At 68.7% G+C, this 24,985-nt stretch carries 29 protein-coding genes; 25 read left to right on the top strand and 4 right to left on the bottom strand.

The window, feature by feature from the left end:
- Entirely contained in the window at positions 1-771 is a 771-nt protein-coding gene (locus AB0J24_RS26310) for an IclR family transcriptional regulator (RefSeq protein ID WP_358686156.1), read from the top strand.
- Between the two features lie 209 nt (positions 772-980).
- On the opposite strand, the gene AB0J24_RS26305 is transcribed toward AB0J24_RS26310, so the two are convergent.
- Complete coding sequence (locus AB0J24_RS26305; RefSeq protein WP_358686153.1) at positions 981-1,769, bottom strand: IclR family transcriptional regulator; 789 nt, start codon at positions 1,767-1,769, stop codon at positions 981-983.
- Between the two features lie 124 nt (positions 1,770-1,893).
- Between AB0J24_RS26305 and AB0J24_RS26300 the strand changes: the two genes are divergently transcribed.
- From AB0J24_RS26300 to AB0J24_RS26200, 21 genes are all read left to right on the top strand, one after another.
- Positions 1,894-2,097, top strand: coding sequence for a tautomerase family protein (locus AB0J24_RS26300; protein WP_358686151.1), 204 nt, complete (start codon positions 1,894-1,896; stop codon positions 2,095-2,097).
- The gene (locus tag AB0J24_RS26295) at positions 2,090-2,902 is read left to right on the top strand and encodes a fumarylacetoacetate hydrolase family protein (RefSeq protein ID WP_358686150.1); all 813 of its coding nucleotides are present in this window, start codon (positions 2,090-2,092) and stop codon (positions 2,900-2,902) included. Before AB0J24_RS26300 ends, AB0J24_RS26295 begins: the two co-directional genes overlap by 8 nt.
- On the top strand, positions 2,902-3,633 hold the full coding sequence (locus AB0J24_RS26290) for an aldolase/citrate lyase family protein (RefSeq protein ID WP_358686148.1): 732 nt from the start codon (positions 2,902-2,904) through the stop codon (positions 3,631-3,633). Before AB0J24_RS26295 ends, AB0J24_RS26290 begins: the two co-directional genes overlap by 1 nt.
- A complete protein-coding gene (locus AB0J24_RS26285) occupies positions 3,630-4,118 on the top strand; it encodes a nuclear transport factor 2 family protein (protein ID WP_358686146.1) in 489 nt (162 codons plus the stop codon). Before AB0J24_RS26290 ends, AB0J24_RS26285 begins: the two co-directional genes overlap by 4 nt.
- 4 nt (positions 4,119-4,122) lie before the next feature.
- Positions 4,123-4,989: a hypothetical protein gene (locus AB0J24_RS26280; RefSeq protein ID WP_358686143.1), complete on the top strand. Its 867-nt coding sequence runs from the start codon at positions 4,123-4,125 to the stop codon at positions 4,987-4,989.
- Complete coding sequence (locus AB0J24_RS26275; protein ID WP_358686141.1) at positions 4,986-6,215, top strand: DUF3500 domain-containing protein; 1,230 nt, start codon at positions 4,986-4,988, stop codon at positions 6,213-6,215. The genes AB0J24_RS26280 and AB0J24_RS26275 overlap by 4 nt, the downstream gene beginning before the upstream one ends.
- A gap of 35 nt (positions 6,216-6,250) precedes the next feature.
- Complete coding sequence (locus AB0J24_RS26270; RefSeq protein WP_358686138.1) at positions 6,251-7,411, top strand: Rieske 2Fe-2S domain-containing protein; 1,161 nt, start codon at positions 6,251-6,253, stop codon at positions 7,409-7,411.
- Positions 7,412-7,500: 89 nt separating this feature from the next.
- Positions 7,501-8,448, top strand: a complete 948-nt coding sequence (locus AB0J24_RS26265; protein WP_358686136.1) for a branched-chain amino acid ABC transporter permease — start codon at positions 7,501-7,503, stop codon at positions 8,446-8,448.
- Positions 8,441-9,208: an ABC transporter ATP-binding protein gene (locus AB0J24_RS26260; RefSeq protein ID WP_358686133.1), complete on the top strand. Its 768-nt coding sequence runs from the start codon at positions 8,441-8,443 to the stop codon at positions 9,206-9,208. The genes AB0J24_RS26265 and AB0J24_RS26260 overlap by 8 nt, the downstream gene beginning before the upstream one ends.
- Positions 9,195-9,902 (top strand): ABC transporter ATP-binding protein, encoded by a 708-nt coding sequence (locus AB0J24_RS26255; RefSeq protein ID WP_358686130.1) that lies wholly within the window; start codon positions 9,195-9,197, stop codon positions 9,900-9,902. Before AB0J24_RS26260 ends, AB0J24_RS26255 begins: the two co-directional genes overlap by 14 nt.
- Positions 9,899-10,825 carry a branched-chain amino acid ABC transporter permease gene (locus tag AB0J24_RS26250; protein ID WP_358686127.1) on the top strand — a complete coding sequence of 309 codons (927 nt, stop codon included), beginning with the start codon at positions 9,899-9,901 and terminating at the stop codon, positions 10,823-10,825. The genes AB0J24_RS26255 and AB0J24_RS26250 overlap by 4 nt, the downstream gene beginning before the upstream one ends.
- Before the next feature lie 51 nt (positions 10,826-10,876).
- Entirely contained in the window at positions 10,877-12,046 is a 1,170-nt protein-coding gene (locus AB0J24_RS26245; RefSeq protein ID WP_358686125.1) for an ABC transporter substrate-binding protein, read from the top strand.
- A 109-nt stretch (positions 12,047-12,155) separates the two neighbouring features.
- A complete protein-coding gene (locus tag AB0J24_RS26240) occupies positions 12,156-13,130 on the top strand; it encodes a PDR/VanB family oxidoreductase (protein WP_358686123.1) in 975 nt (324 codons plus the stop codon).
- 9 nt (positions 13,131-13,139) lie between these two features.
- Positions 13,140-13,841, top strand: a complete 702-nt coding sequence (locus AB0J24_RS26235) for a class II aldolase/adducin family protein (RefSeq protein ID WP_358686121.1) — start codon at positions 13,140-13,142, stop codon at positions 13,839-13,841.
- 35 nt (positions 13,842-13,876) lie between these two features.
- Positions 13,877-14,539: an MBL fold metallo-hydrolase gene (locus AB0J24_RS26230; protein WP_358686119.1), complete on the top strand. Its 663-nt coding sequence runs from the start codon at positions 13,877-13,879 to the stop codon at positions 14,537-14,539.
- Complete coding sequence (locus AB0J24_RS26225) at positions 14,536-15,450, top strand: alpha/beta hydrolase (protein ID WP_358686117.1); 915 nt, start codon at positions 14,536-14,538, stop codon at positions 15,448-15,450. The genes AB0J24_RS26230 and AB0J24_RS26225 overlap by 4 nt, the downstream gene beginning before the upstream one ends.
- Positions 15,447-16,499 (top strand): cupin domain-containing protein, encoded by a 1,053-nt coding sequence (locus tag AB0J24_RS26220; RefSeq protein WP_358686114.1) that lies wholly within the window; start codon positions 15,447-15,449, stop codon positions 16,497-16,499. The genes AB0J24_RS26225 and AB0J24_RS26220 overlap by 4 nt, the downstream gene beginning before the upstream one ends.
- Entirely contained in the window at positions 16,496-17,710 is a 1,215-nt protein-coding gene (locus AB0J24_RS26215; protein ID WP_358686112.1) for an FAD-dependent monooxygenase, read from the top strand. Before AB0J24_RS26220 ends, AB0J24_RS26215 begins: the two co-directional genes overlap by 4 nt.
- Positions 17,710-18,615 carry a fumarylacetoacetate hydrolase family protein gene (locus AB0J24_RS26210; RefSeq protein ID WP_358686109.1) on the top strand — a complete coding sequence of 302 codons (906 nt, stop codon included), beginning with the start codon at positions 17,710-17,712 and terminating at the stop codon, positions 18,613-18,615. The genes AB0J24_RS26215 and AB0J24_RS26210 overlap by 1 nt, the downstream gene beginning before the upstream one ends.
- A 154-nt stretch (positions 18,616-18,769) precedes the next feature.
- A complete protein-coding gene (locus tag AB0J24_RS26205) occupies positions 18,770-18,991 on the top strand; it encodes a hypothetical protein (RefSeq protein WP_358686106.1) in 222 nt (73 codons plus the stop codon).
- Positions 18,992-19,145: 154 nt separating this feature from the next.
- Complete coding sequence (locus AB0J24_RS26200) at positions 19,146-19,523, top strand: hypothetical protein (RefSeq protein WP_358686104.1); 378 nt, start codon at positions 19,146-19,148, stop codon at positions 19,521-19,523.
- Between the two features lie 31 nt (positions 19,524-19,554).
- On the opposite strand, the gene AB0J24_RS26195 is transcribed toward AB0J24_RS26200, so the two are convergent.
- On the bottom strand, positions 19,555-20,349 hold the full coding sequence (locus AB0J24_RS26195) for an ATP-binding cassette domain-containing protein (RefSeq protein ID WP_358686102.1): 795 nt from the start codon (positions 20,347-20,349) through the stop codon (positions 19,555-19,557).
- An 82-nt stretch (positions 20,350-20,431) separates the two neighbouring features.
- A complete protein-coding gene (locus tag AB0J24_RS26190) occupies positions 20,432-20,974 on the bottom strand; it encodes a helix-turn-helix domain-containing protein (RefSeq protein ID WP_358686100.1) in 543 nt (180 codons plus the stop codon).
- A gap of 94 nt (positions 20,975-21,068) precedes the next feature.
- On the opposite strand from AB0J24_RS26190, the gene AB0J24_RS26185 reads away from it, so the two are divergent.
- The 3 genes from AB0J24_RS26185 (at position 21,069) to AB0J24_RS26175 (ending at position 23,942) form a co-directional block, all read left to right on the top strand.
- Entirely contained in the window at positions 21,069-22,001 is a 933-nt protein-coding gene (locus AB0J24_RS26185) for an NADP-dependent oxidoreductase (RefSeq protein WP_358686099.1), read from the top strand.
- A complete protein-coding gene (locus AB0J24_RS26180; protein WP_358686096.1) occupies positions 21,994-22,854 on the top strand; it encodes a hypothetical protein in 861 nt (286 codons plus the stop codon). Before AB0J24_RS26185 ends, AB0J24_RS26180 begins: the two co-directional genes overlap by 8 nt.
- A 131-nt stretch (positions 22,855-22,985) precedes the next feature.
- The gene (locus AB0J24_RS26175) at positions 22,986-23,942 is read left to right on the top strand and encodes an FAD-dependent monooxygenase (RefSeq protein WP_358686094.1); all 957 of its coding nucleotides are present in this window, start codon (positions 22,986-22,988) and stop codon (positions 23,940-23,942) included.
- Positions 23,943-24,104: 162 nt separating this feature from the next.
- Here AB0J24_RS26175 and AB0J24_RS26170 read toward each other — a convergent pair whose 3' ends face one another.
- The gene (locus AB0J24_RS26170) at positions 24,105-24,599 is read right to left on the bottom strand and encodes an NAD(P)H-dependent oxidoreductase (RefSeq protein ID WP_358686091.1); all 495 of its coding nucleotides are present in this window, start codon (positions 24,597-24,599) and stop codon (positions 24,105-24,107) included.
- Between the last annotated feature and the right edge of the window lie 386 nt (positions 24,600-24,985).

Below are 24,985 nucleotides of genomic sequence, written 5' to 3'. Positions count from 1 at the left end.
ATGCCGTCTTCCGATCCGAAGACCCCACCGACCTACGTGGTCACCAGCGCCGACCACGCGCTGCGGGCCGCGGTGATGCTGCAATTGGAGGGAGCACTGACCGTCAGCCAGGTCGCGGAGCGGCTCGGGGTCGCGCGCTCGACCGCTCACCGGTTGCTCCAGACGCTCGTCTATCGCGACTTCGCTGTCCAGGACGAGCAGCGCGTCTACCACCCGGGCGTCGTGCTCGAGCTCGCAACGCACTCGCAATCCCGCACGTCGAGACTCCGAACCGTCGCGCTGCCGCACCTGCAGCGGCTGGTCGACGTGGTGGGGGAGTCCGCCAACCTCAGCGTCAGGGCCGGTGATAGTGCACGGTTCATCGCGAGTGTCGAGTGCGCCCACGCCCTTCGGGTCGGTTCGCGCGAGGGGATGGGCTTCCCTGTTCACCGCACCACGGCAGGCCTGGTGATGCTCGCGGCTCTCGACCCAACCGAGGTCGAGGCGCTGTTCGCTGCGGACAAGTACGCCGAGCGGCCAGGCGAGCGCCCGCACATGGGCCGGTTGCGGAGTGAGTTGGCGAGTGTTCGGCGCGCTGGCTTCGCGGTCAACAACGGCAGATCCGAGCGAGGGGTCGTTGCAGTGGGCGTACCGGTGCGGGGCGCGGACAGCGCTCCCATCGCTGGGGTCTCGGTTTCAATGCCGAGCGTTCGGTTCGAGAAGGGGCAGTTGCCAGCCCTTGTCGCGACCCTGCAGCGCGTCGCGGCCGCCATTGAGGCCGACGTGCACTGAGTCGCCCGAGCGCCTGACCAGTCGGGAGTGCTGGTGGCTGATCACCAATTTCACCCCGGTCAGTCCGAGTTGCTTGAGGCGGGAACTACGTCAGAAAGACCTCATCCTCGCTGTCCCCGACATCGTGGCCGGTTCCTCAAAGCCCATCGGTCCACGGGACTCTCCTGACGTCGGAGCGAGGTGGGGAAGCACCTGTCACGGGTCATGCCTCATTCCAGCCGGCTGCTGATCTCCTGTGCAGCTCGGAGGATCGCTGCCGCAGTACGATCGAGTTCCTGTCCGTCGTAGTGATGCACAAGCCCGGCGACTGAGATCGCGCACACAACCGCGCCTGCCGCGTCGCGCACGACCGTGCCCAGCGACGCCACGCCTCGCGTTAGCGTCTCCCTGTTCAGCGCCCAGCCACGCTCGCGGATGACCGCGATGCCCTGGCGGATGTCATCGGCAGTGCGGTCTCCGTTCAGGGTGTGCCAGTCGGTGGTGTGGTCGAGATAGCTCTCGATCTCTGTGTCGCTCAGCGCGCTCAGGAGAGCCTGGGGCGCGGCGCCCATGTGCATCGGCAGCCACTCGCCCGTGGTCCACGACAGGACATCCACCTCGGGACCCGGCAGGCGGAACAGACAGCGGGCCCCCCACTGCTCGCGGATCGAAAGCAGCACGCTTTGCCGGGTCTGGTCCCGCAGGTTCATCAGCGTAGGCTCGGCGATCCGCACGATGCTCATGCTGTTGCGGACCGCAGCGCCGTACTGCAGCAACTTGATGCCGAGCTGGTAGCGCCCAGTCGCTGGCTCGCGGGCGAGCAGGCCGGTCAGCTCGAGCGAGGTGAGCAGCCGGAAGGCCGTGCTGCGGTTGGTGCCGATCGCCTTGGCGACCTCCGTCGGCGTGAGTCCCGCCGGCACGGGCAGCAGGGCGTCCAAGGTGCGCACAGCCTTCTCGATCACGGCGATGCGCGACCCGGCCGACCGCGCACTCGCGTCGCTCCCCTCGAGCTCCGTCACGTTTGCCCCCGCTTTCCAGAAAGTGCTTGCCGCCACATATGCCGCAGGCTACTGTGCTCGTACTGCGAGACTACATCTCGCAATACGAGATATCAAGCAAGCATCAGCTCCGAAGGGGTAGCTCGTGCCGCAGGTCGCGATACAGGTCCGCAGTGGACGGGAGCCGGAGAGCATCCGCCGGTTGATAAGTGCCGTGACCGAGGCGGTCGTCACGGCACTGGACACCCCGGCCTCCACTGTGCGCGTCATCGTCACCGAGGTCCCCACCACCCACTGGGCCAACGGCGACGTCACCCTCTTTGAGGCGGCAGGTGCGGCCCGTGACTGAGTCCACCCGCCCGGCTGTCATCGCCGCCGAGCTCGACGCCGCCCGCCGCGAGGCCCGGGACATTCAGCAGTTCGCCGGCCGCGTCGAGATCACCCTGGCCGACGCCTACGCCGTCCTGCTGGAGGGGATCTCGCTGCGCCGCGAACGCGGCGAACAGGTCCTCGGCCTGAAGCTCGGCTTCACCAGCAAGGAGAAGGCGGCCCAGATGGGCGTCTCCGACGTCATCCTCGGTGTGCTTACCGACGGGATGGCCGTGTCGGTGGGCGGCGAGCTCGACCACGGGCTGCTCATCCACCCTCGGGTCGAACCCGAGATCGCATTCCGCCTTGCCGGCGACGTGTCGTCCGAGGACCTGGCCGGCGCGGAGGGCACCGTCGCACACGCAACCCACGTGGCGGCGGCGCTCGAGGTCATCGACAGTCGCTACCGCGACTTCTCCTTCAGCCTCGAGGACGTGGTCGCCGACAACACCTCCGCGAGTTATTACGTGATCGGCGAGTGGCACGAGATGACCGACGCAATGCGCGCCGGTGACATGGCGGATCTCGCGGTCGAGCTCAGAATCGACCGCGAGGTCGTCGCCTCGGGCTCGACGCGCGCGATCCTCGGCGACCCGCTCGAAGCCCTGAGGGCAGCCGCCCGGCTCGCTGGTCAGTACGGACACCCGTTGGAACCGGGCCACGTCGTGCTCGCCGGTGCGGCGACCGCGGCCGTGCCGCTTCCTGCGGGCAGCGACGTCGAGGTCCACGTCGACACCCTCGGGACCGCCGCGCTGCGGACCACGTCTCGGCCGGAGGTGCGCTGATGGGATGGACGCTTCCCGCGGCGGCGCGCGGTGTCTGGGTGAAGATCCCGGCGGTCGAGGTCATCGAGGTGCTGGCAACGGCCGGCGTCGACTTCGTTGTTGTCGACCGCGAGCACGGGGCGATCGACCTCCGGGCCATGAACGCCATGATCGCTGTCGGTCACGCGCTTGGGCTTCCCGTGTTCGTCCGGGTGCCGGGCCACGCGCCCGCCGAGGTGCAGCCGGCGTTGGACGCCGGGGCGAGCGGTGTGTTCGTGCCCCACGTCGACGACCGAGCACGTGCCCTGGAGGTCGTCGACGCCTGCCGGTTCCCCCCACTGGGCCACCGGCACGGCAGCCCGACGAACCGGGCGGGTGACTGGGGCACCGTCGACGTGGCGGAGCTGGTCCGCCGCGGCAACGAGGGCGTCATGCTCGTCGCGCAGGTCGAGACCCCCGACGCCGTCGCGAACATCGAGGGCATCCTGGACGTCGCGGGAGTCGACGCCGTCTTCATCGGGCCGTTCGACCTCGCGCTGTCGAGCGGGCTCGCCGCCGCGTCGCCCGACTTCGTCACCCTCGTCGAGCAGGTGGAGCGGGCTGCTGCGGGCCGGACGGCACTCGGAGGCGTCGCTCCCGCGACGCGCGCCGACGACCTGGTCGCGAAGGGATACTCCTTCGTCCTGGTCGGTGCCGACACGACCCTTCTGGCCGACTCGGCTCGCGAGCTCACCCGGCGAGGTGTCGGGTGACGACGGGGATCGAGCGCAGCGCCGGCTCCGAGGCGGGCGCGGGGGACGGCATCCCGGCACTGCAGAGCGAGCTGATGTCCGTGCTCACCGGGCTGTGGTTCGACATCGACCACAACGGAGGTGCCGACGCCGCCACCTTCTTTACACCCGACGCCGAGCTCCGGTTCTCCGACGCGATTGTGCGGGGGACGGCCGCGATCGAGCAGGTCTACGCCGACCGGACCGCTCGCGGCCCCCGCGTCTCGCGGCACATCGTGACCAACCTCCAGGTGGTGGCGACCGGGGCGGACCGCGTCCGCGCGGTGTCGGTGCTTCTGTTGTTCGGGGACGACGGGGAGCCACCGCGGCCATCCACCATGCCCGCCCTGGTCGGTGATGTGTTCGACGAGTTCGAGCGCCACGACGGCCGCTGGTTGATCAGATCCCGGTGGATCCAGAACCTCTTCATCGAACCGACCACCGAGTTGGCAGTCCCCCAGGAGTGAACGGATGAGTGAGAACATCGTCCCGTGGCCCCCTGCGTTCTTCGAGTTGGGGTCCGGGGAGTACGCCCCTCCGGAGCGCCTCACGGATCAGCATTCCTGGTACCTCCGGGGCCAGAACTTCGTAACGGTCCTCAGCCAGGCTGGCGCCGGTGAGGTGCTCCAGGAGGAGGCCGCCCCGGACGAGCACCTAGTGCTGGTGTTCGAGGGCGTCGAGGTCGAGGCCACGGCCGGGGAGAACCGCGTCTCGGCGAGCGGCCCCTCGCTGGTCGTCGTTCCCGCCGGACCCGCCCAGGTGACCGTGTGCAAACCCGGCGACATCGTTCGGGTGTTCTCGACCCGGGCGCCGGTCGCGGTGAAGGCGGCCAACGCGGCGACGTACGCCGTGCCCGACCCGCGCGTCGCGCCGCTGCCCGACCTGGACGGTCCGGAGGGGCCCGGGACCCTGCGGGTAGTCCCGCTCGCCGACGTCCCCGAGGTGCCGGGCCGCCTGGGCCGGATCTACCGGAGCGGATCGCTGATGGTCAACTGGTTCGCACCGGTCTACGAACCACGCGACACCGATGCGCTCACACCTCATGTGCATGACGACTTCGAGCAGGCCTCGCTCACCCTGGACGGTGCCTTCGTCCACCACATCAGGCGCCCGTGGACCGAGCGGCTGCGCGACTGGCGACCCGACGAACACGTCCAGGTCACAAGCCCGTCCGCGACGTTCATTCCCCCGGGCAACATCCACACCACGCGATGGGTCAACCGCGGTCGCCACCAGCTGGTCGACGTGTTCGCGCCACCGAGGTCGGACTTCATCGACCAGGGCTGGGTGCTCAACCAGGCCGACTACGAACCTGCGACCCGGGGAGAAGTGACATGACGAACGAGACCTTCAGGGCGCTCCGGGGCGTCGGTGCGCGGCCCGCGGACCTTCCCGTCCTCGACGGGGTCCTCTACGGCGAACCGCTGCTGCCGAGGGTGCCGGCGTACGAGCTGTCCGCGGCGGCGCGGAACGTGAAGCAGCCCTACGTGGGGCTGACGACAGACGGCACTCCGATCGGGGGTCTGTACAACGTGGCCGACACCGGCGCCAGCCACAAGGCCGCCGTGGACGCCGCCCAGGCCTTCCTGGCGGCGCTCAGCGACAACGAGCGCATGTGCACCCAGATGCCGATGGATTCGGACGAATGGCGGACCTGGACCAACGCGTTCATGATGTGGCCCGCCAAGGGGGTGCGCCTCGAACGCATCTCCGCGGTGAAGCGCGACCTCGTCCTCGACATCATGCGCGAGAGCCTGAGCCCCGAAGGCTACGAGTCGGCCCGCAACTGCATGAGGCTCAACGCCTCGCTTGGTGAGCTGATCGGCCTGTACCGGGACACCCTCACCGAGTACGCCTACAACTTCCTCATCTTCGGGGAGCCGAACGGGACCGACCCGTGGGGCTGGCAGCTCATGGGCCATCACGTCGACATCAACTGCGTCTTCGTCGGCTCGCAGCTCGTGCTCGCACCGGTCTTCCTCGGCGCCGAGCCGAACTTCGCATTCCACGGCATCCACGCCGGCACCCGTGCGCTCGACCTTGAGACCGATAAGGGCCTGGACCTGCGTCAGGCGCTGACCCCGTCCCAGGAGGACGCGTTCCTACTCAGCCGGACGATCCTCAGCCGGGACCTCCCCGCGGAGCTCGGCGGTCCCTTCAACGGGCGCCACGTGGGCGGCGCCGGCCGCGACAACCAGATCCAGCCCTACGAGGGCATCAAGGGCTCCGAGCTGACCTCGGACCAGCAGCGGCTCCTGCTCGACCTCGCCGACGTCTACATCCGCCGTATGCCCGGTGTCCACGCCGAGGTCAAGCGGCGGCAGGTGGAGGACCACCTCGACGAGACCAGGTTCTGCTGGCGAGGCGGGCACGACGACGTCGCGGCCTTCTACTACCGCATCCACTCGCCGGTGCTGTGGGTCGAGTACGACAACCACCCTGGCATCTTCCTCGACAACGAAGAGCCGGAGCGCTTCCACATCCACACCATCGTGCGTGAGCCCAACGGCAACGACTACGGCAAGGACCTGCTGGCGCAGCACTACGCGCTCCACCACTCATAGGCCACCGACGACCCACTTGAGGAAGGGACACGACCATGACCGCAGTCGTTCCTCCGGCGCCGACCGCAGGCGTCCACAGCCTGTTCGAGACTGGCCCGGGCACACCGGCCGGCAAATACCTGCGCAGCTTCTGGCAGCCCGTAAAATTGTCCGAGGACCTGCCGAAGGGACGAGTGCAGCCACTACGCGTGATGAGCGAGGACTTCGCCATCTACCGAGGTTCGAACGGCGATGCCGTTGTCACGCAGGCTGGATGTCCACACCGCCAGACAATGCTTGCGATCGGCAACGTCGAGGGCGACTCGATCCGCTGCTCGTTCCATGGCTGGAAGTTCGGCGCTAACGGCAAATGCCAGGAGGCGCCGGGCCAGAGCCCGAGCCTGATCGACCGAATGCGGATCCGCACCTATCCCACCCACGAGCAATACGGCGTCGTGTTCGCCTACTTCGGAGAGGGTGAGCCGCCGGCGTTCTTCGACATCGAAGGCTTCTCGAAGAAGCACGGGCACGACATGATGTCGGCCCGCGTGCGGGGGACCGCCACCTACCGGCGGCACTGCAACTACTACATCAACGTCGAGAACGCCCTCGACCTCGCCCACGTCGCCTTCACCCACAAGCTGTCCTCGGACCCGACCGTCACCGAGGTCGGTTTCGACCCGGGTGTGATCCGGATCCGCGACGTCACCGTGGAACGGTTGGATTTCGGGGTCCGGGCAGTGGAGATCGAGCACGAGGCCGAGCCAGTGCGGTCCACCGTCATGCTGCCCAACGCGATGCACCTGGTGGTGGCGCAGCGCGACGGCTTCCTCGAGCAGGTCGGATGGCGGGTGCCAATCGACGACCAGCTCCATTACAGCATCCAGATCACCGCGCTTCACACTAGCGAGGAAGGAGCGCAGCGGTTCCGTGAGTACGAGGCCCGTAGGAACGAGCTGATCGCGAAGTACCCCCCGACTGATGAGTGCGCTGAGGCGATCCTGCGCGGCGTCAAGACGCTGTACGACTTCGCCGACCACCCGGATCTCGTCAACATCGAGGACCACGTGGTTCAGATGGGCATGCAGTTCATCAACCACCTCGACCGGGAGAACCTCGCTCAGTCCGACAAGGCGGTGCTGCAGTTGCGCCGCATGTTTATGAGCCGTCTGGCCGACTTCACGGCGGGGGCCCCTGCCGTGAAGAGCGACTGGTGACGACGCCCATGCGCACCGCCTCCCCACCCGTCGCGGTAGGCGGTGGACCTGCCACCCTGGCGGGCGGCATCACCCCCCGGCTCCGGTGGATGGCCGCCTGGGGTTGGCAGCCCGCGCTGCTCCTCGCTTGGATCCTCCTCGGGACGCCGATCTTCGGGGGCTCCGACGTCTACCCGCTGCTCGTGCTGGCGGGCATCTACGGCATCGCCGTCGTGGGCGTCTCGATCCTGGCCGGGCTCGGTGGACAGATCACCCTTGGGCATGCGGTGTTCATGGCCATGGGCGCCTACGCCTCGGCCCTGTCGACCACCAGGTGGGGCCTATCCCCGGTGGTCGGCATTTTGCTCGGCATCACCGCGGCGCTGACCCTGGCGCTCCTCACCAGCCCGATCTTGCGTCTGCGCGGCTGGTACCTCGCGATGGCGACGATCGCGATCTCATTCATGCTGCAGGAGGTCATCGTCAACCTGAAGACCTTCACCGGCGGCAACAACGGCATCTTCGGCATCCCACCGCTGTCGGTCGGAGGACTCGAGGTGACCGGCGAGCCGGCGTACTTCGCCCTCGCCTGGTCGATCGTCCTGATCCTCTTGCTGCTCGGTCGCAACATCACGCACTCCCGGTTCGGCCGGTCCCTCACCGCCATCAACAAGGACGCCGACTCCGCGGCGAGCGTCGGCATCAACCCCGCCCGCGCCAAGGCCGTGCTCTGGCTGGTCGCCTGCGTCCCGGCGGCACTGGCCGGGTCGGTGTTCGCCCACTACAGCCTCTTCATCGCGCCGAGCGACTTCGCCTTCTCGACGTCGCTCCTGCTCTTCGCGGCGGTCATCGTCGGCGGTGAGCGGAGTATCTTCGGTGGCCTCTTCATGGTGGCCGCGCTGGTGGCGATGTCCGCCTACGTGACGGAGACGTTCACCATCGACCTGATGGAGGCCGTCGCCATGATCGTGGTCTACCTGCTCTCCCCACATGGCCTGGCCGGCATCGGCAGAGCCCTGATCGGCCGGCTGTGCGGCACCGGGAGGAGTCATGCTTGAGACGCGCTCCCTGACGGTGGAGTTCGGTGGTGTCGCGGCGCTGTCCGACGTGACCTTCAGCGTCGAAACCGGCTCGGTGGTCGGTCTGATCGGTCCCAACGGGGCCGGCAAGTCCACCTTCATCGGCGTCGCCAGCGGTGCGGTGCTCCCAAGCCAGGGCTCGGTGACGTGGCACGGCACCGAGCTGGCCGGCAAGCGCCCGGACCAGATCGCCCGCCTCGGCGTCGGACGCACCTTCCAGCACACCCGACTCTTCCCCGGCCTGTCAGCGCTGGAGAACGTGATGATCGGGGGCCACCTCGCCGGCCAGTCGGGCGTGTTCGGCGCGATGTTCCGGACCCCGCGGTGGCGCAAGGACGAGGCGCTCCTCCGCGACGCCGCCGTCGAGGCACTCGAGGCCGTGCACGGACTCCACCTGGCGCACCGGCTTAGCGAGGACCTGCCGGCGGGACAGCAGCGGCTGGTCGCGGTCGCTCGCGCCCTCGTCGGCCACCCCTCGCTGCTGTTCCTCGACGAGCCAGCAGCCGGTCTGACCGACGCGGAGCGCGAGCTGCTCGGTGAGGACCTCAAGCGCTACTTCGCAGAGCACGACCTGACCGTGCTCCTCGTCGAGCACAACCTCGGATTCCTGATGTCCCTGGTGTCGAGCATCGTGGTCTTCGACCGCGGTGGCGTCCTCGCACAGGGCGCCCCGGCGCAGATCAGGTCCGACCCTGCGGTCATCGAGGCTTACCTGGGAGCCGGTCATGCTGCGAGCTGAGAAACTGGTGGCGGGGTACGTCGGCGCACCGGTGCTCCACGAGGTGAGCATCGAAGTGCGGCCGGGCGAGGTCTTCTGCCTGCTGGGCGCCAACGGGGCCGGGAAGAGCACCACCGCGAAGTGTCTGGCCGGCGTCTTGCGGCATGCCGGGGGCCGGGTGTTCGTCGACGACGTCGACGTGACCCAGGCGACTGCCAACGAGCGGGTCGCCCGCGGGGTGTCGCTCGTCCCCGAGGCGAGGCACCTGTTCGGCCGGTCGACCGTCCGCGACAACGTCATCCTCGGCGCCTGGACAAGGTCGCGCTCGGAGCGGGCTGCGTCCTTCGACCGGGTTATGGAGACTTTTCCTCAGCTCCCCCGGCTGCTGAAGAGACGAGCGCGCGATCTCTCCGGTGGCGAGCAGCAGATGGTCGCGATCGGGCGGGCCCTGATGGCCAACCCGCGTTACCTGATCCTCGACGAGCCGAGTCTCGGACTCGCGCCGATCTACGTCGACACCATCCTCCAGCAGGCCGCCGGCCTCGCCCGTCAGGGCGTCGGCGTTCTCCTCATCGAGCAGAACGTCGGCAAGGCCCTAGCGGTCGGCCACCACGCAGTGGTCCTCGAGACCGGTCGCGTCGCTCTCACAGGGACCGCGCCGGAGATCGCCACGAACCCGCTCGTCGTCGACTCCTACCTGGGAGGCATCGCATGAGCACGTTCCTGCAAGTGACGTTCGCGGGCATGAGCATCGGCGCGCTCTACATGCTGGTCGCCCTTGGGATGGTCGTCACTTACCAGGTGTCCAGGGTCGAGAGCCTCGCCCAGGGCGTCTACGTGGTGTACGGCGCGCTGGTCTTCACCACCCTGCACGACAGCCGGGGCCTTCCGCTCGTCGTCGCCGTGCTGGGCAGCCTGCTCGCCTGCGCCCTGATCGCGGTGCTGCTCTACTTTCTCGCACTCAACCGCTTCGCGGCCCGGGGGAGCGGCCCCGTCATCATGATGCTGGGTGGCGCCTTGCTCTTCCAGGAGATCGCCCGCCGCTTCTGGGGACTCAATGACCGGGGCGCCACGCCCTGGCTCCCCAGCGACCCGATCCATGTGCTCGGCGCGACCGTGCTGCCCCACTCCCTGCTGATGTGGGCGGGAACGGCCGTCCTGGTCGGCCTCGGCTTCGTCCTCTTCGAGCGGACCATGCTCGGGAAGGCCCTGCGAGCAGCGGCCGACGATGTGGAGGGCGCGCGTCTCGTCGGCATCAACACCAGGCTGATGCAGTTCATCAGCTTCCAGGTCGCCGCGCTCTACGGCGCCGGCGCGGGGATCCTGCTGGTCCCGATCATGCCGTTCGGCTGGACCTGGGTGTTCCCGCTGGCGGTCCTGGGCGCCGTCGGCGCGATCGGCGGCCGCTGGGAGTACCTCCCCGTCGCCGTGATCTCGCTGTCCATCGGACTGTTCGCGAGCTACGCCGGCAGCTACGTCTCGACGGCCTGGCAGGACGTCTACATCTACGGCGCCTTCATCCTCATCCTCCTTCTTCTTCGTGAAGACAAGCGCGCGGGCTCACGGCGCGGATGGCGCGCCCGGGTCGGCATCGGTGCGCCCGCCAAGGGGAACCGAGCGGCCTTGGGGCTGTCCTGACCCGTTCAAGAAGTTCTCATCGCTGAGAACGGATACAAGCGAGGTTTTGCAATGAAGCAAGGCAAGTTGATCGCCATGGGGCTGTTGACTGGCGTAGTCGCCCTCACCTCCGCCTGTGGCTCCTCGGACGGCTCCTCAGGTGGCGCCGCGTCGGACGACTCACTATCGCTCGGCGTGATCATCGACCAGACCGGAGTCTTCTCTTCCACTGGGCTCCCTGCCCTCAACGGCATCCAGCTGGCCGTCGACCAGGTGAACGAGGCCGGCGGCATCGACGGCAAGGAGGTCGAGCTCCTCATTGAGGACGGCACCTCGGATCCGACCGTCGCGGCCGCGGTCGCCCGCACCCTGAGCAGAAAGGTCCCGGCCGTAATCGGCACCTCGGTCGGCGCGGGCTGCCGCGCGGTCCAACCAATCCTCGACGCCGCGAAGGTCTTTCAGTACTGCCTCTCGCCGCAGCAGATCGACCACACCCCGCTGTTCTTCTCCGCACTCGCACCGGTCGCCGACTACGTGCCGGCCACGATCCCGTGGTTGAAGGACCAGGGCATCGAGCGCATCGCCTACATCGGCCAGAACGATGCCACGGGCGATGGGTACCTCTCGGTGTTCAGCTACATCGCGCAGACCGACCCGACCTTCGAGGTCGTCGCCGAGGAGCGCTTCGACTCCGGTGCGACCAACCTCGAGACGCACCTGACCAAGATCCGCGACGCGAACCCGGACCTCATCGCGACCGGCACCTCCGGTGCCAACATCGTGCCGATCGTGCGCGCTATCAAGGCGCTCGGCATGACCCAGCCCGTCTGGGTCGGCACCGGCTCCGCGACGATCGAGGCGCTGAGCCCACTCGCCAGCGACCTCCCGGCCGGAGGCCTCTTCGCCAACGCCTTCTGGGCGGACATCTCCGCAGAGGTTCCGAGCAGCGTGCCCTACGCCGAGGAGGTGACCTCGTTCTCCGAGGCGTACTCCGCCGAGTACGGCGAGCCCGTCTCCAGCGCGGCGGGTGCCTACGACGCCACGATGCAGGTCCTCGAGGCGCTGAAGTCCGGCGCCGCTACGGGGGAGGAGATCGCGGCGAACGTCGAGTCGACCGCCTTCACCGGGGTCCTTGGCGACTACGCGTTCTCACCGGAGTCACACCAGGGCGCGACATTGCCCCCGGTGATGATGACGTACGAGGGCGGAGAGACCTTCAAGCTCGCATTCGCCGGGTCGTGAGGCCAGCCATCGGGGTGGCCGCCGACCCGACACTGGCGGCCACCCTCCCTGTCGGAAGGGTTTAGACGACATGACAACCGCACTCGCGCCCTCCTCGGAGGGTGCTGACGTGTCCTCCATCGACGGCTCACTCGAGCTGATCATGACCGATGTCCACCTCGAGGCGGACGGCGTCATCTCCATCGCGTTCGCGGACCCCGCCGGCCGGGACCTGCCGCAATGGCAGCCGGGCGCCCACCTCGAACTGGTGCTTCCGAGCGGCCTGCTCCGTCAGTACTCGCTGTGTGGCCGCCCGGAGGACCGCAAGCAGTACAAGGTGGCGGTGCTCCACCAGCCGGCGGGTCGCGGTGGCTCGCGCGAGCTGCATGAGACCGGCCTGGTCGGTCGGCGGATCCGCGTGAACGGCCCCCGCAACCACTTCGCACTCAAGCCGAGCCCCCGCTATGTGTTCATCGCCGGTGGCATCGGGGTCACACCGATCCTCTCGATGGCACGGGCCGTCGGTGACACCGCGCCGTGGCGGTTGCACTACGGCGGCCGGAGCCGGGCCAGCATGGCCTTCGTCGACGAGCTGCAGGGCTTCGGCGGTGACCGGGTCGACATCTCCCCCCAGGACGTCCACGGCCTGCTCGACATCGACGGCATCGTGGCGACCGCGGACGCCTCGACCGCCATCTACTGCTGTGGTCCTGCCGCTCTCCTCGACGCGGTCCAGGAGGCTCGCGAGCGCCTCGCACCCGAGGCGGCGCTGTACTTCGAGCGCTTTGCCGCCGCACACCCCGACTCCAGGCTGGACGCGGTCCCCGCCGGCGGAGAGCGCCCCTTCGTCGTCGAGCTGCGACGGTCCGGCCGGACCGTCGAGATCGCACCGGACCGCTCGGCCCTGGACGTCATCCGCGAGGTTGTGCCGGGCATGCCCTACTCGTGCACCGAGGGCTACTGCGGCAGCTGTGAGGTGGCGGTGCTGGACGGTACCCCGGATCACCGTGACGAGATCCTGACGCCGGAGGAGCGCGCCCGGGGGAGGACCATGTTTCCCTGCGTGAGCCGCGCTCTGAGCGAGCGTCTCGTGCTGGATGTGTGAGGCGGAACGATGACTGAGCAGATCACCCTCGACGTCGCGCAGGCCTACGGCGCACTCGTCTCTGCCGGACAGACCGACATGGTCTGGGGGCACGTCTCCGCGCGCGATCCCGAGGGCCGCGGCGTCTGGATGAAGGCGGCTCCCTGGGGGTTCGAGGAGGTGACCCCCGAGCGGTTGGTGCTCGTCTCCCCAGAGGGCGAGGTGCTCGCCGGTGAGGGCCGCCGACACATCGAGTACCCGATCCATACCCAGATCATGGAGGCACGCCCCGATGTGGGCGCCGTGGTCCACAGCCACGCCCCCGCTGCGTCGGTGTTCGCCTCCCTCGACCTCCCGCTGCGAGCCATCTCACACGACGCGGTCCCCTTCCTGACCCCTGACATCCCGCGCTACACCGACAGCGGCAACCTCGTGCGCGACGACCACATGGGTGCCCGACTGGCCGAGACCCTCGGCGATGCGGCCGGTGCGTTGATGCCCGCCCACGGCTTCGTCGTTGTGGGGGAGTCGCTGGCGGTCGCGGTGCTGCGAGCGGTCCTCCTCGAGCGCGCTTGTCGGAACCATCTCCAAGCCCTCGCGGTCGGCGGTCCCGCGCGCTGGTCGGACGACGCCGAGGTAACGGCGAAGCGGGAACTCGTGTGGGCGACCAGTCAGTACGACGCCGGTTACGAGTACCTCCTGCGCCGGGCTGCAGCCGCGGACCGGCGATGACCACCACCATTCGCGATCGGAAAGGCAATCCACCTATGGCGAACGACATCTCCCTCACCTTCCTCGGACACGCCTGCGTACTGATCGAAACCGGAACGTCTCGGCTGCTGCTCGACCCCGGGAACCTCTCCCAGCCGCTCGGCGGGGTCGGGCCCCTGGACGCGGTCCTGATCACCCACGGCCACCCTGACCACCTCGATACCGACCAGATGCGCAGTCTCACTACCGACGGTGGCGTTGCCCTCTACGGACCGGCCGACCTGGCCGAGCAGGTCAGGGACCTCGACGTGACGTTCACCGCCGTGGAGACGGGGGCGTTCGAGGTCGCCGGCGTTGAGGTCGTGGCGACGCAGAGCACCCACGAGACGCTGTATCCGGGGTTCCCGCTGCCGGTCAACATGGGTTACGAGATCGCCGGCCGTGTGTTCACTCCCGGCGACGCCCTGAGTGCGCCCTCGCAGTCGGTCGATGTGCTGCTGGCGCCACTGGCCGGGCCGTGGATGAAGGCCTCGGAGGGGATCGACTTCGTCCGGTCGATCGAGCCCACCGTGGTCATCCCGATCCACGACGGCGGACTGGGGCCGGCGCACCGGGGCCTGCACCGCGCCCTGTTCACCAACTTCGGCCCGAAGGCAACCACCTTCACACCACTCGACCCCGGCAAGTCCTACACCCTGACCGAGGGGACCGCCCGATGAGCACCACGTTCACGCGGAAGATGACGTCCGGCGGCCCGGCCGAGGGAATGACCCTGTCCGGCCGGATGAATGCGTCCGTGCAGCACACCGGTGATCGGGACGTCCCCCTCGTCGTCGCGCTCCACGGTGGCGGCTACGACTCGAAGTTCTTCGACGTACCGGGCTACTCGCTCCTTGACCGGGCGGAGGCGCTCGGCATCCCGGCGATCGCGGTCGACCGGCCCAACTACGGCGGAACCAGCCGGCTCGAGACCGACGGCTCGATATTCCAGGCGAACGTCGAGACGATCGACCACTTCATCGGCGAGCTCTGGGAGGAGTTCGGCGGCGGAACCACCGGCGTGTTCCTCGTCGGGCACTCGATCGGTGGAGCGCTGAGCATCCTGCTCGCTTCCAACACCCCGGCGTGGCCGCTCCTGGGCGTCGCTCTCTCCGGATGTCTGGTCCAGTCGCCACCCGACACCGCAGCGCGGTTCACCTCACTCCCGATGGAATGGCTTCCCTGCGATGGCGCGATGCGCTTCCAGCTGATGTTCGGCCCGGCAGGGAGCTACAGCAACGACATGCCGGCTGCGGAGGAGGCTGTCCACGGAGACACTCCGGTCCTCGTCAAGGAACTCGTCGAGATCTTCACCGCCTGGGAGGACCGCTTCCGCGAGCTGGCACCGTCCATCACGGTTCCCGTGCACCTCCGCCACGGCGAGTTCGACCACCTCTGGATCTCGGACCGCAGCCAGGTGAAGGAGTTCGTCCGGGTACTCGTGAACTCCCCGCTCGTCGACGCGGAGCTGTGGCCCGGTGTCGGCCACGACATCGACTATCACCGCGCCGGGCCCGCCTTCCAGACGCAGCAGCTGGCCTTCGCCCTCACCGCGGCCACACGGTTGATCGGAGGGCCCGAGGCGTCATGACCACGAAGCGCTTTGTGGCGGCGGGCCACTCCGATCTCGACGAGCTCTACGCCGACTTCGCTGCCCACGACCTGCAACCCCTCTGGGAGATGAAGGGCCTCCTCACCGCGGCACCTGCTCCGCGGATGGTCCCCTTCCGGTGGCGGACCGGTGACCTCATGAAGCTGGGCCAGCGTGCGATGGAGCTCGTGCCGATCGACCGCGGCGGCGATCGCCGCGTACTCGCCTTCGCGAACCCCGGTCTCAGCGGTGCCCCCTACGCCACGAACAGCCTATGGGCAGCGGCGCAGTTCCTCGGCCCGCACGAAGTGGCACCCGCGCACCGGCACTCCCCGGCAGCGCTGCGCTTCGTCCTGGAGGGGAGCGGTGTCTGGACCCTCGTCAACGGGGACCCCCTCCACATGGGGCGAGGGGACCTCGTCCTCACCCCGTCGATGTGCTTCCACCAGCACCACAACCCCAGCCCGCGGTCGATGGTGTGGCTCGACGTCCTCGACCTACCGATGATCGACTTCCTCGACGCGATCTTCTTCGAGGAGGGCCCCTTGGATGAGGTCGACCAGCGCACCGACCCGGTGTCGGGCTCCGAGATCAACTACGCCCACCCGGGCATCGTGCCGGTGGGCCTCTACGACCCGGCGACCCCGCACTCACCGCTGCTCGTCTACCGGTGGGCCGACACTGACACCGCCCTCGAGGCGATCCTGGGAGCGACCGGGGAGTCGGCGGCGACGGTCCGGTTCAAGGACCCGACCCGCGCCGCGGACGTGATGCCGACAATGCGCTGCGAAATGCTGCGCGTCCGACCCCGTGGCGAGCTCCCGCCGGAGCGGCAGACCGGCTCCCGCGTGGTCGCGGTCCTCGCTGGCGGTGGAACCGCGACGGTCGCGGACCAGGAGTACGATCTCCGGGCCGGTGACGTCTACGTGATCCCGTCGTGGGCGACCCACGCCGTCGCGGCGTCGGACGGACAGCTCGACCTCTTCGTCACCAGCGACGCCCCCGTTCTCGAGGCGCTCCATGTCCACCGCACCGAGCCCGCCCGATGACCGGTCCCCCTGACGTCATCGTCATCGGCGGCGGCATCGCCGGAGTCGCCATCACCCGTGCCCTCGGCCTCGCCGGCAAGGAGGTGCTGCTCCTCGAGCAGGCGCAGCAGTTCGGCGAGATCGGTGCGGGGATCCAGCTCGGCCCCAACGCCGTCCGCAGCCTCGACCGGCTGGGAGTATGGGAGGACCTCCGGCCCCTGGCCGTGACCCCGCGCTCGACGATCGTCATGGATGCGGTCCGCAAGGAGCGACTCACCGCCCTCGACTTCGGTGACCGCTTCGTCGCCCGCTACGGGTACCCGTACGTGGTCACCCACCGCCACGACCTGCTCGAGGCACTGGTCGCTGCGGCCCGGCGCACCCCCGGGGTCACCATGCAGACAAACGCCCGCGTCGTCACGGTCGAGGACGGTCCCGACCACGCCACCGTCCACCTGGAGGGCGGCGCCTCGATCCGGTCCACCGTGGTCGTCGGCGCCGACGGCATTCACTCGAAGGTACGACGGCTCCACGACGACAGCGAGCCCCTCTTCACCGGTCAGGTCGCCTACCGCGGCACGGTCCCGATCGCGGACGCCGACCTCGGCTTCGACCCGACCGACATGATCCTCTGGATCGGGCCAAACCGGCACCTCATCCAGTACCCCGTGCGCGGAGGCCAACTCTACAACCAGGTCGCCGTGTTCGAGAGTGGCTGGGCGAAGGACGGACGCGCAGGCTGGGGCGAGCGTGCGGAGCTCGCGGAGGTCTTCGCGGACTCGTGCGACACCGTCCTCGCCGCGCTCGACCTCTTCGACAGCCACCGGGTCTGGCCCATCTACGACCGCGACCCCCTCACGTCGTGGGTCACCCAACACACCGTCCTGATCGGCGACGCCGCCCACGCCATGCGTCAGTACCTCGCCCAGGGCGCCTGCCAGGCACTCGAGGACGTCCTCGTGCTGACCCACGAGCTCGTCCACCACCGAGAACCGCAGGACGCCTTTCGCACCTACCAGGAACGTCGCCTCGCGAAGACCACCAAGTGCCAGCTCGTGGCCCGCCCGTGGGGTGACCTGTGGCACACCACCGACCCGATGGTGACGACCCTGCGGGACCGGTACTTCCGCCTCCGCGCCGATGACGACTACTCCGAGCTCGACTGGCTCTACGCTGACCATGTCGGCCACGGCGTACCTCATGCGTCCGCACACGAGAGAAACGGCATCTGATGCGCTTCGCCAGCCTGATCCATGAGGGGCGCACGATCGTCACCGCACTCGACGGCGACCGGCTCCACGACCTCTCCGGGCTGCTCCCGCAGGACCGGACCAGCACCGACCCGATGGTCGAGCTGCTGCGGGTGGGGCTGCCCGACGAGCAGACGGCGTTCGCCCAGCCAGAGCTGCCCGGACCCCCAGTCTACGCTCCCTTGGTCTCACAACCGGGCAAGGTGATCGCGGCGCCCGTGAACTACCGCGACCACCAGGAGGAGATGCAGCAGATCGGCAACGTCTCGGCGCTGGGTTTCTTCCTCATGTCACCGTCGTCAGTCGCACCGCACGGTGGCGTCGTCCGCCTGCCCTACACCGACCGGCGCTTCGACCAGGAGGGGGAGCTGGCCCTGCTGATCGGAAAAGACGGACGTGACATCGCACCTGACAGGATCGCCGAGCACATCGCTGGCTACACCTGCCTGATCGACATGACCATGCGTGGGGGCGAGGACCGCTCCACCCGCAAGTCGTTCGACACATTCACCCCCATCGGCCCGCACCTGGTCACCCCGGACGAGGTCGGTGACCTCGGCACGATCACACTGCGCACCTGGGTGAACGGAGAGATCCGCCAGGACGCCGACATCGCCGACCTCATCTGGGACGTCCCCCGGTTCGTCAGCTACGTCTCCTCGGTGACGAAGCTTCTGGCAGGAGACGTCATCACCACCGGCACACCCGCCGGCGTCGGCACGGTGGCGGACGGCGACGAGGTCACCGTCACGATCGAACGGGTCGGCACGCTGGAGGTGTCCGTGTCGACCGTCGGAGCGTTGCCCTGCCCGACCGGCGGTGCCGGCTCAGGTCCCAAGCCCCCCGAGACCCTCACCCCCGTCCGGCAGCGTCGGACCACGCCGTGACGGCTTCCCAGGAGGAACGCCTCCCGCTGGCCGACCACGTGAATCTCTGCTCGCCGCTGCCCGCGGTGATGCTGGCGGCCGAGAAGCAGCTGATCGAGCGGATGCGTCCGGAGATCGCCGAGTCCTCGTCACGGTCGGGGTGGCGCTCGGGCAGGTGCGCACAGGTCTCACCGTCGTGCGCACCCTCGGTATCCGGATCGAACCCCTCGACGCCGCCACCGCAGCCAAGCTGTGTCCGGCCACCCGCACCGTCGGGTTGTCGTTGGGTGACCGGTGCTGCCTGGCCCTGGCCGCCCGCCTCGACGGGCCCGCGATCACCGCTGATCAGGCCTGGACCGGACTCGACCTCGACATCACCGTCATCACCATCCGCTAGAACCCCGCACCAGCACCCCGGGCAGCTCGTCCACGGGGCCGACCGACTGCACCCCTGTGACCGTGGAGGGCCCGTTGAGCGAGCACAGTCGAGGCGATGAGGTGCGGGCTGCGCTGGATGGCTGGAGTTCCGCGGCGGCGACCTCGTCGCCGCCGTGTGGCCCTATGACGGGCCCCGCACCCCCGAGCTCACCGCGGCGGCGGGCGAGGCGCTCAGCGAGCTGGTGCGCTACCTGAACAACACCACCCGCCACCCCGACGCGCTGGGCTCCCCCGCCGCAGTAGCGCAGCTCATCGCCGCGGTCGAGTCCGCGGCCGCACGGTGGGATCAGCTGCTCGCGCAGCTGTCCGCGCACGTCGCCGGCCACCTCCCCGAGGCGTTCACACTCTACGACGACCGTGGTGACCGGTCGGGGGCTGATACCTGCCGGGAGGTGGCCGGGGCGTTGGACCAGGCCCGGGTGGCGCTCGGCCCGGTCGTGGCCGCACTCGCCACCGCGGCACGGGCCGGTGACCACCTCGGCCACCACTGACAGTGCTGCCGACCCCGGCGACGGAGGACTGTCAACTTTCCTGCTCTGGCGCAGAAGCGGTGGTGTGCCGGATTAGCGGCTCTTCCGGTTTTCGCAGCAGACGTGGCGTGGCAGGGTCGGTGGCCTGGGTGGCTCCGGTAGTCGCGGGAGACGGGGCCGTGGTCCCCGTTGACCGTCGCCGTGTCAGCCCCCTCGGCCGGGGCGAGCGTGAGCTGCATGTCGGCTGTGAGCGCGAGGAGATCCTCGTCGTGGCTGATGAGCAGTACGACAGCACCGCTGTCGGCCACGTGGCGGATCCGTTGCGAGATGGACTGCAGAGGGGGTGGCGGTCGACTCCGGAGCTGGGTTCGTCGAAGACCACGACCCGGCGCCCAGTGATGCGGGCGGCGGCGATGACGAGGCGTTGTTGCTGCCCACCGGACAGTGACGGTGGGTGTCGCTCGGCGACCGCGGCGAGGTCGAGTTGTTCGAGCAGCGCGGTGACGTCCGTCGGATGCGAGGCGTCGGTCGCGGCCAGCTCGATCTCGCCTCGTACGGTGTCGCTGAACAGCTGCCGTTGTACGTCCTGCATGACGACCGCGCTGGCGCGCAGCCGTCCGCGGCGGGTCAGCGGTTTTCCGTCGAGGGCGACGGTGCCGCGGCTGCGCTGCAGGCCGGTCACGACCCGGGCGAGGGTGGTTTGCCGGCTTGCCTCCAGCGCGGCGCTGGTGGCAATCATGGTGGACCTGGTTCGCGCGCCTTCACGGGTGCAGCAGATCGGCGGATGCCGAGGCTCGAAGCCGGTGGCAAGCCGAAGTGAATCGCGGCGATCGTGCGTGCTGGCCACCGGCGTGAGGGATGCCCGTGGCCCGCATCGTGTTCACCGTCGAGGTCAAACATGTCGGCCTGTCGGCTGGCGGATGTCGCCGTCAGGGCATGATCGCACGCATGGTGAGTGCGAGATGGCGGCGCCAATCGGGTCGGGGGCCGGGTTGGTAGTGCATGGTCGCGAGCACGCCGCAGACGAGCATCGGAAAGTCCGCGAACGTGATGTCGTCTCGTAGCACGCCGGCCGAGGCTCCACGACGCATGATGCGCTCCACATGGCCGGCGAAAAGGGCCTTGTGCTCCCCGACGTCGTGCCAGTCGAGCTCTTCCCCGAGCATCGCATAGCGGAAGACCGCGTCGTCCTCGGCGATCTGGAGGTAACCCTCGAACACCGCTCGGAGTCCTTCGGCGGCATCATCGATCTGCTCGCAGCGCCCAGCGAACTCGATGAGGGTCTGGTAGCGCTCACGAACGACGTCGGCGAGCATCGCCTGCTTGCTGTCGAAGTTGCGGTACAGCGTGCCCAGACCTACTCCGGCGGCAGCGGCGATCTGCTCCATGGACACCTCGTGACCCCGCTCGGCGAGCAGCCGGCGTGCGGCGTCGAGCAGCTTCTCTCGATTCCGGCGCGCATCCGACCGCATCAGCCACCTCTCCTCGCTTTGACAAACGGAATCCTACTTCCATATGCTATCCAACGAAGCGGAATGGCTATTCCGCTTGTGGGAGGAGTTTTCGATGTCCGAGATCGCGCAGATCGTCCAGTTCGACCGGTACGGTGCGCCCGAGGTGCTCCATCTGACCGAGACCAGCGCCCCCGTGCCCGGTCCTCGAGAGGTCGTGGTGCGCATGCGGGCGGCGGCGCTGAACCCGCTCGACTCCCACCGGCGTTCCGGCGAGTTGCGGTCCCACTTCCCGGTCACGTTCCCCGGAACGCAGGGCAGCGACCTTGCAGGTGTCGTGTCCGCCGTCGGACCTGAGGTCACCGCGTGGAGAGTCGGGGACGAGGTCATCGGATGGAACCGCCAGTGGACGACCCACGCCACTCATGTGCTCGTCGCGGACGATCAGCTGGTCCGGAAGCCCCAGGACATGCCATGGGAGGTGGCCGGCTCGCTGTACATGATCGGGGCGACCGCCTGGGCCCTCGTCGAGCGCAGCGGGGCGGCACCGGGCGAGCGAGCGCTCGTCGCCGGCGCGTCCGGGGGCGTCGGGTCGACGATCGTGCAGCTGCTTCGAAGGCGCGACGTGGAGGTGCTCGCGGTCGCCTCCGAACGCAGCGCCGAATGGCTCGTGAGCCTGGGAGCCGTTCCGGTCGCGTACGGCCCGGGACTCTCCGACCGAGTGCACGAAGCGCTGGCGGGCCGCCAACTGGATACCGTCATCGACCTGGTCGGCCCCGAGTACCTCGACCTCGGACTCGCAGAAGGAGTTCGCCCGGATCGCCTGGTCACGGCGACATCGTTCGCCCGCGCGGCCGAAGTGGGCGCGGCGGTGACGGGTGCCGCCGCCGCGACGTCCACGGAGATCCTGCAGCAGATCGTCGAGCGTGTCACGGATGGACGACTCCACATACGCATCGCCGCCACGTATCCGCTCGACGACATCGTCGCCGCCACGCGTCACCTCGAATCCGGACCGGCGGGCAAGATCGTACTCACGCATGAGTAGTAGCGACCGTCCCGGCCCGATCGCCACGGTGGCGTCCGTCACCATCCGCACACCCGATCCCACCGGTAACGCCCGACTCGCCGCAGCAATCCTCGGCGCGCCGCTCGCCGTCTCTCCGCGGCCATCGCCTGCTGGAGACGCGGTCGCGTCCGTGCCGGAGCTCGAATACATCGAGGGCGCCACCCCGGGTCTCGACCACGTGTCCTTGCTCGCGAGCGACGCGGGGGCGCTGCACGGTCTGCGCCACAGGCTCCACCGGGCAGGGCTCCGCACCGAAGCCGTCGGATCCGCTGGCGCCGGTTCCGACGACGTCGCGTTCACCGGTCCCCAGGGCATCCGGTGGCGCGTCCTCGCACAAGCGACCGCGGGCGCAACGTCATCCCGCCTGGGCCATGTCAATCGGCAGGTACCCGAGCCGAATGCCCTCGCAGCATTCCTCACCGAGACTCTCGGCATGCAAACGGCCGCGCATCTGCGCGGCCGCCGCAACGCCGCCTTTCTACGCTTCGCCGGCGAGCAGCAGTCGATCGCGCTCTTCACCGGCGACAGGTCGGTTCTGCATCATTACGCCTGGGAAGCACTCAGCGCAGAAAGCCTTCTCACCACAGTGGACACCGATCCCCGGTATCTGTGGGGCCCGGTGCATCACGGCCCCGGCGATCGCCTCACCGTCTACTTCCATGAGCCCGCCGGAGCGGTGATCGAGAGCTTCATCGATCTCGAGGCGGCGCCGACATCCGCGGATCTCCGGCCGCGCGCAGAGCTCGTGAAGCGCGCACGGCACGTCGCCGAGTTCCCGGCTGGATTCCTCGAACGTGCCATCCCTGCCCTGCCTCCACTGGTCGCGCCGTGACATCCCGTGCAAAAAGACTCCACGCGGTCATTGTCGGCGCATCCCTCTCAGGGCGCAGTGCAGCGCTCGCGCTGGCACATGCAGGATGGCGGGTCACGATCCTCGAGAAGTCTCGATCAGACGCGACCGGCATGTCCATCGGCATCGATCTGGGACTCCTCTCGCGAGTCACAGGCGCACCGACCTGGGACATCCCGACGATCGAGGTCGGATTCAACGCACCGATGACCCTTTGGCGGCTAGTCTACGACCGACTCAGTGACGCGATGAAGCGCGAGCGACTCATCACCGCGCATCGGGGGATCACCGTGACCGGCATCCAGGTCTCGCCCGACGGCCGCGCGTCAGTGCACACGGATGCCGATGAATGGACGGCGGATCTCGTGCTCGGGGCGGACGGACACCGCTCGACTGTCAGAGGTCACATCGAACCGCGCCGCCCGCACGCCGAGTACAGCGGGTACATTCTGTGGCGCGGACTCATAGAGGAGAGCACGCTCCGAATTCCGTTGAGCGCGCGCGCCGCTCGCGTCGGCTGGCACCAGCACGGCAAGCAACTGCTCGTCACCTTCGCCATCCCTGGCAGCGATGCCGACATCCGCCCGGGCCACCGCCTCGGCTCGTTCACCTGGTTCGACGCACGCCACAACGCCTACCTCCGGATGAACGGGATTCTGCAAGGACGCACTGTGGTCCACAGCCTCTACGGACCTGATCTCGACGACAGGGTGCTACACACCCTCCTCGACGCCACCATCCGATGGCCGAACCCGTGGAGAAGCGCCATCCGCGACCGGCTCGCGTCACGACAGTTCGTCGGCACCCCGGTCGCCGAATACCTGCCCACCAGGCTCTCTCGCGGCCCTGTCGCCATGATCGGCGACGCCGCACACGCCGTCAGCCCCGTCACGGGAGCCGGGTTTCACAATGCCCTCCTCGACATCGACGCCCTCGTCCGCGCGCTGGTGGACATACCCGACGACATCCCTCGCGCACTCGCGCAGTACGAGCGATCTCGTCTCCAGCTCGCGCAGAGGCTCGTCCGACAATCCCGCGAAGTCGGGCGCCCACACGCCACTCACGACTGACGCCACCAGTCGAAGCTGTCAGCCGAATCGCCGGAGGCCTCGAGGTCCATCCAACGACATGCCAGAGGAACCACGCTCGATTACCAGGGTCAGAAACGCCCACATGGCATCCGCTGAACCGTCTCGGGTTCGGTTGTCAGGCACTCCGAGCCACCGGGGACCTCACATGGCCATGAGGGCGTGAGCGACCGGCGTCCATCGCTCGACGTACCTGGAGAGAGTGGGATCGTCGGTAAAACCCGAATCGAGAAGGTAGAGGCCAGGCAGCGCACAGGTGCCGCCGAGCTCTGCCAGGACGGGTTTGAGTGTCAGGTCGGGCGCCATGGCGTGGGTCGGGCCGGCGCCGAGCATCAGCGGTACAGCGACGACGTCCAGCAGTCCGGTGCCGCCTGCGAACTGGTCGAGGAAGAGCTTGAGCAGCCCGGTGTAGGTGGCCTTAAACGTCGGGCTGGCGAACACGACAAGCGAGGACGCCTGCACGGTCTTCATGGCGGCAGCGACGGCCTCATCACCCCAGCCGAGCAGGCCGGGACCGAGGTCGATCAGCTCGATGACGTGATCCGGCGCGGCACCGGTGAGCTGCTCGGCGAGCAGCTCACCGGCCGCGCGGGTGCGGGAACCGGGCTTTGGGTTACCGACGACGACGGTGACGGTCACGGGATCTCCAGGAGACGGGCGGAACGGGAACCGGCCCCGATGTGGGCACGGGCAGCACGGTTGGATCGGATCGGGTAGCCCAGCCGCGGTGGCGGGGCCGGGCAACAGGCGCACCGCGTGATGGCCGAGAGCGGCGAGGATGGCACCGGCGGCGCCGGCGTCGATCGGGGTCCAGACGTGCCCCGCAGCTGGGTGACGACCCGCGCGCCGGGCGGCGCAGGCGCTCCCACAACGAGTCAGGAACAAGATCGGCAGCCATGTCGGACGACTCTGCCGCAGCTCAGCGAGTGTCTACAGCAGACACGCCGAGCTCATTCTGAACCCATCTCTAGTCTCCCGAGGGCAAGGTTCATGTCATCCATTCGCCTCTTCGTTCTCCTTCGCTG

The organism is Pseudonocardia sp. NPDC049635, assembly GCF_040659795.1.
GTDB lineage: Bacteria > Actinomycetota > Actinomycetes > Mycobacteriales > Pseudonocardiaceae > Pseudonocardia.
This window is presented reverse-complemented; position numbering and strand designations above follow the sequence as displayed.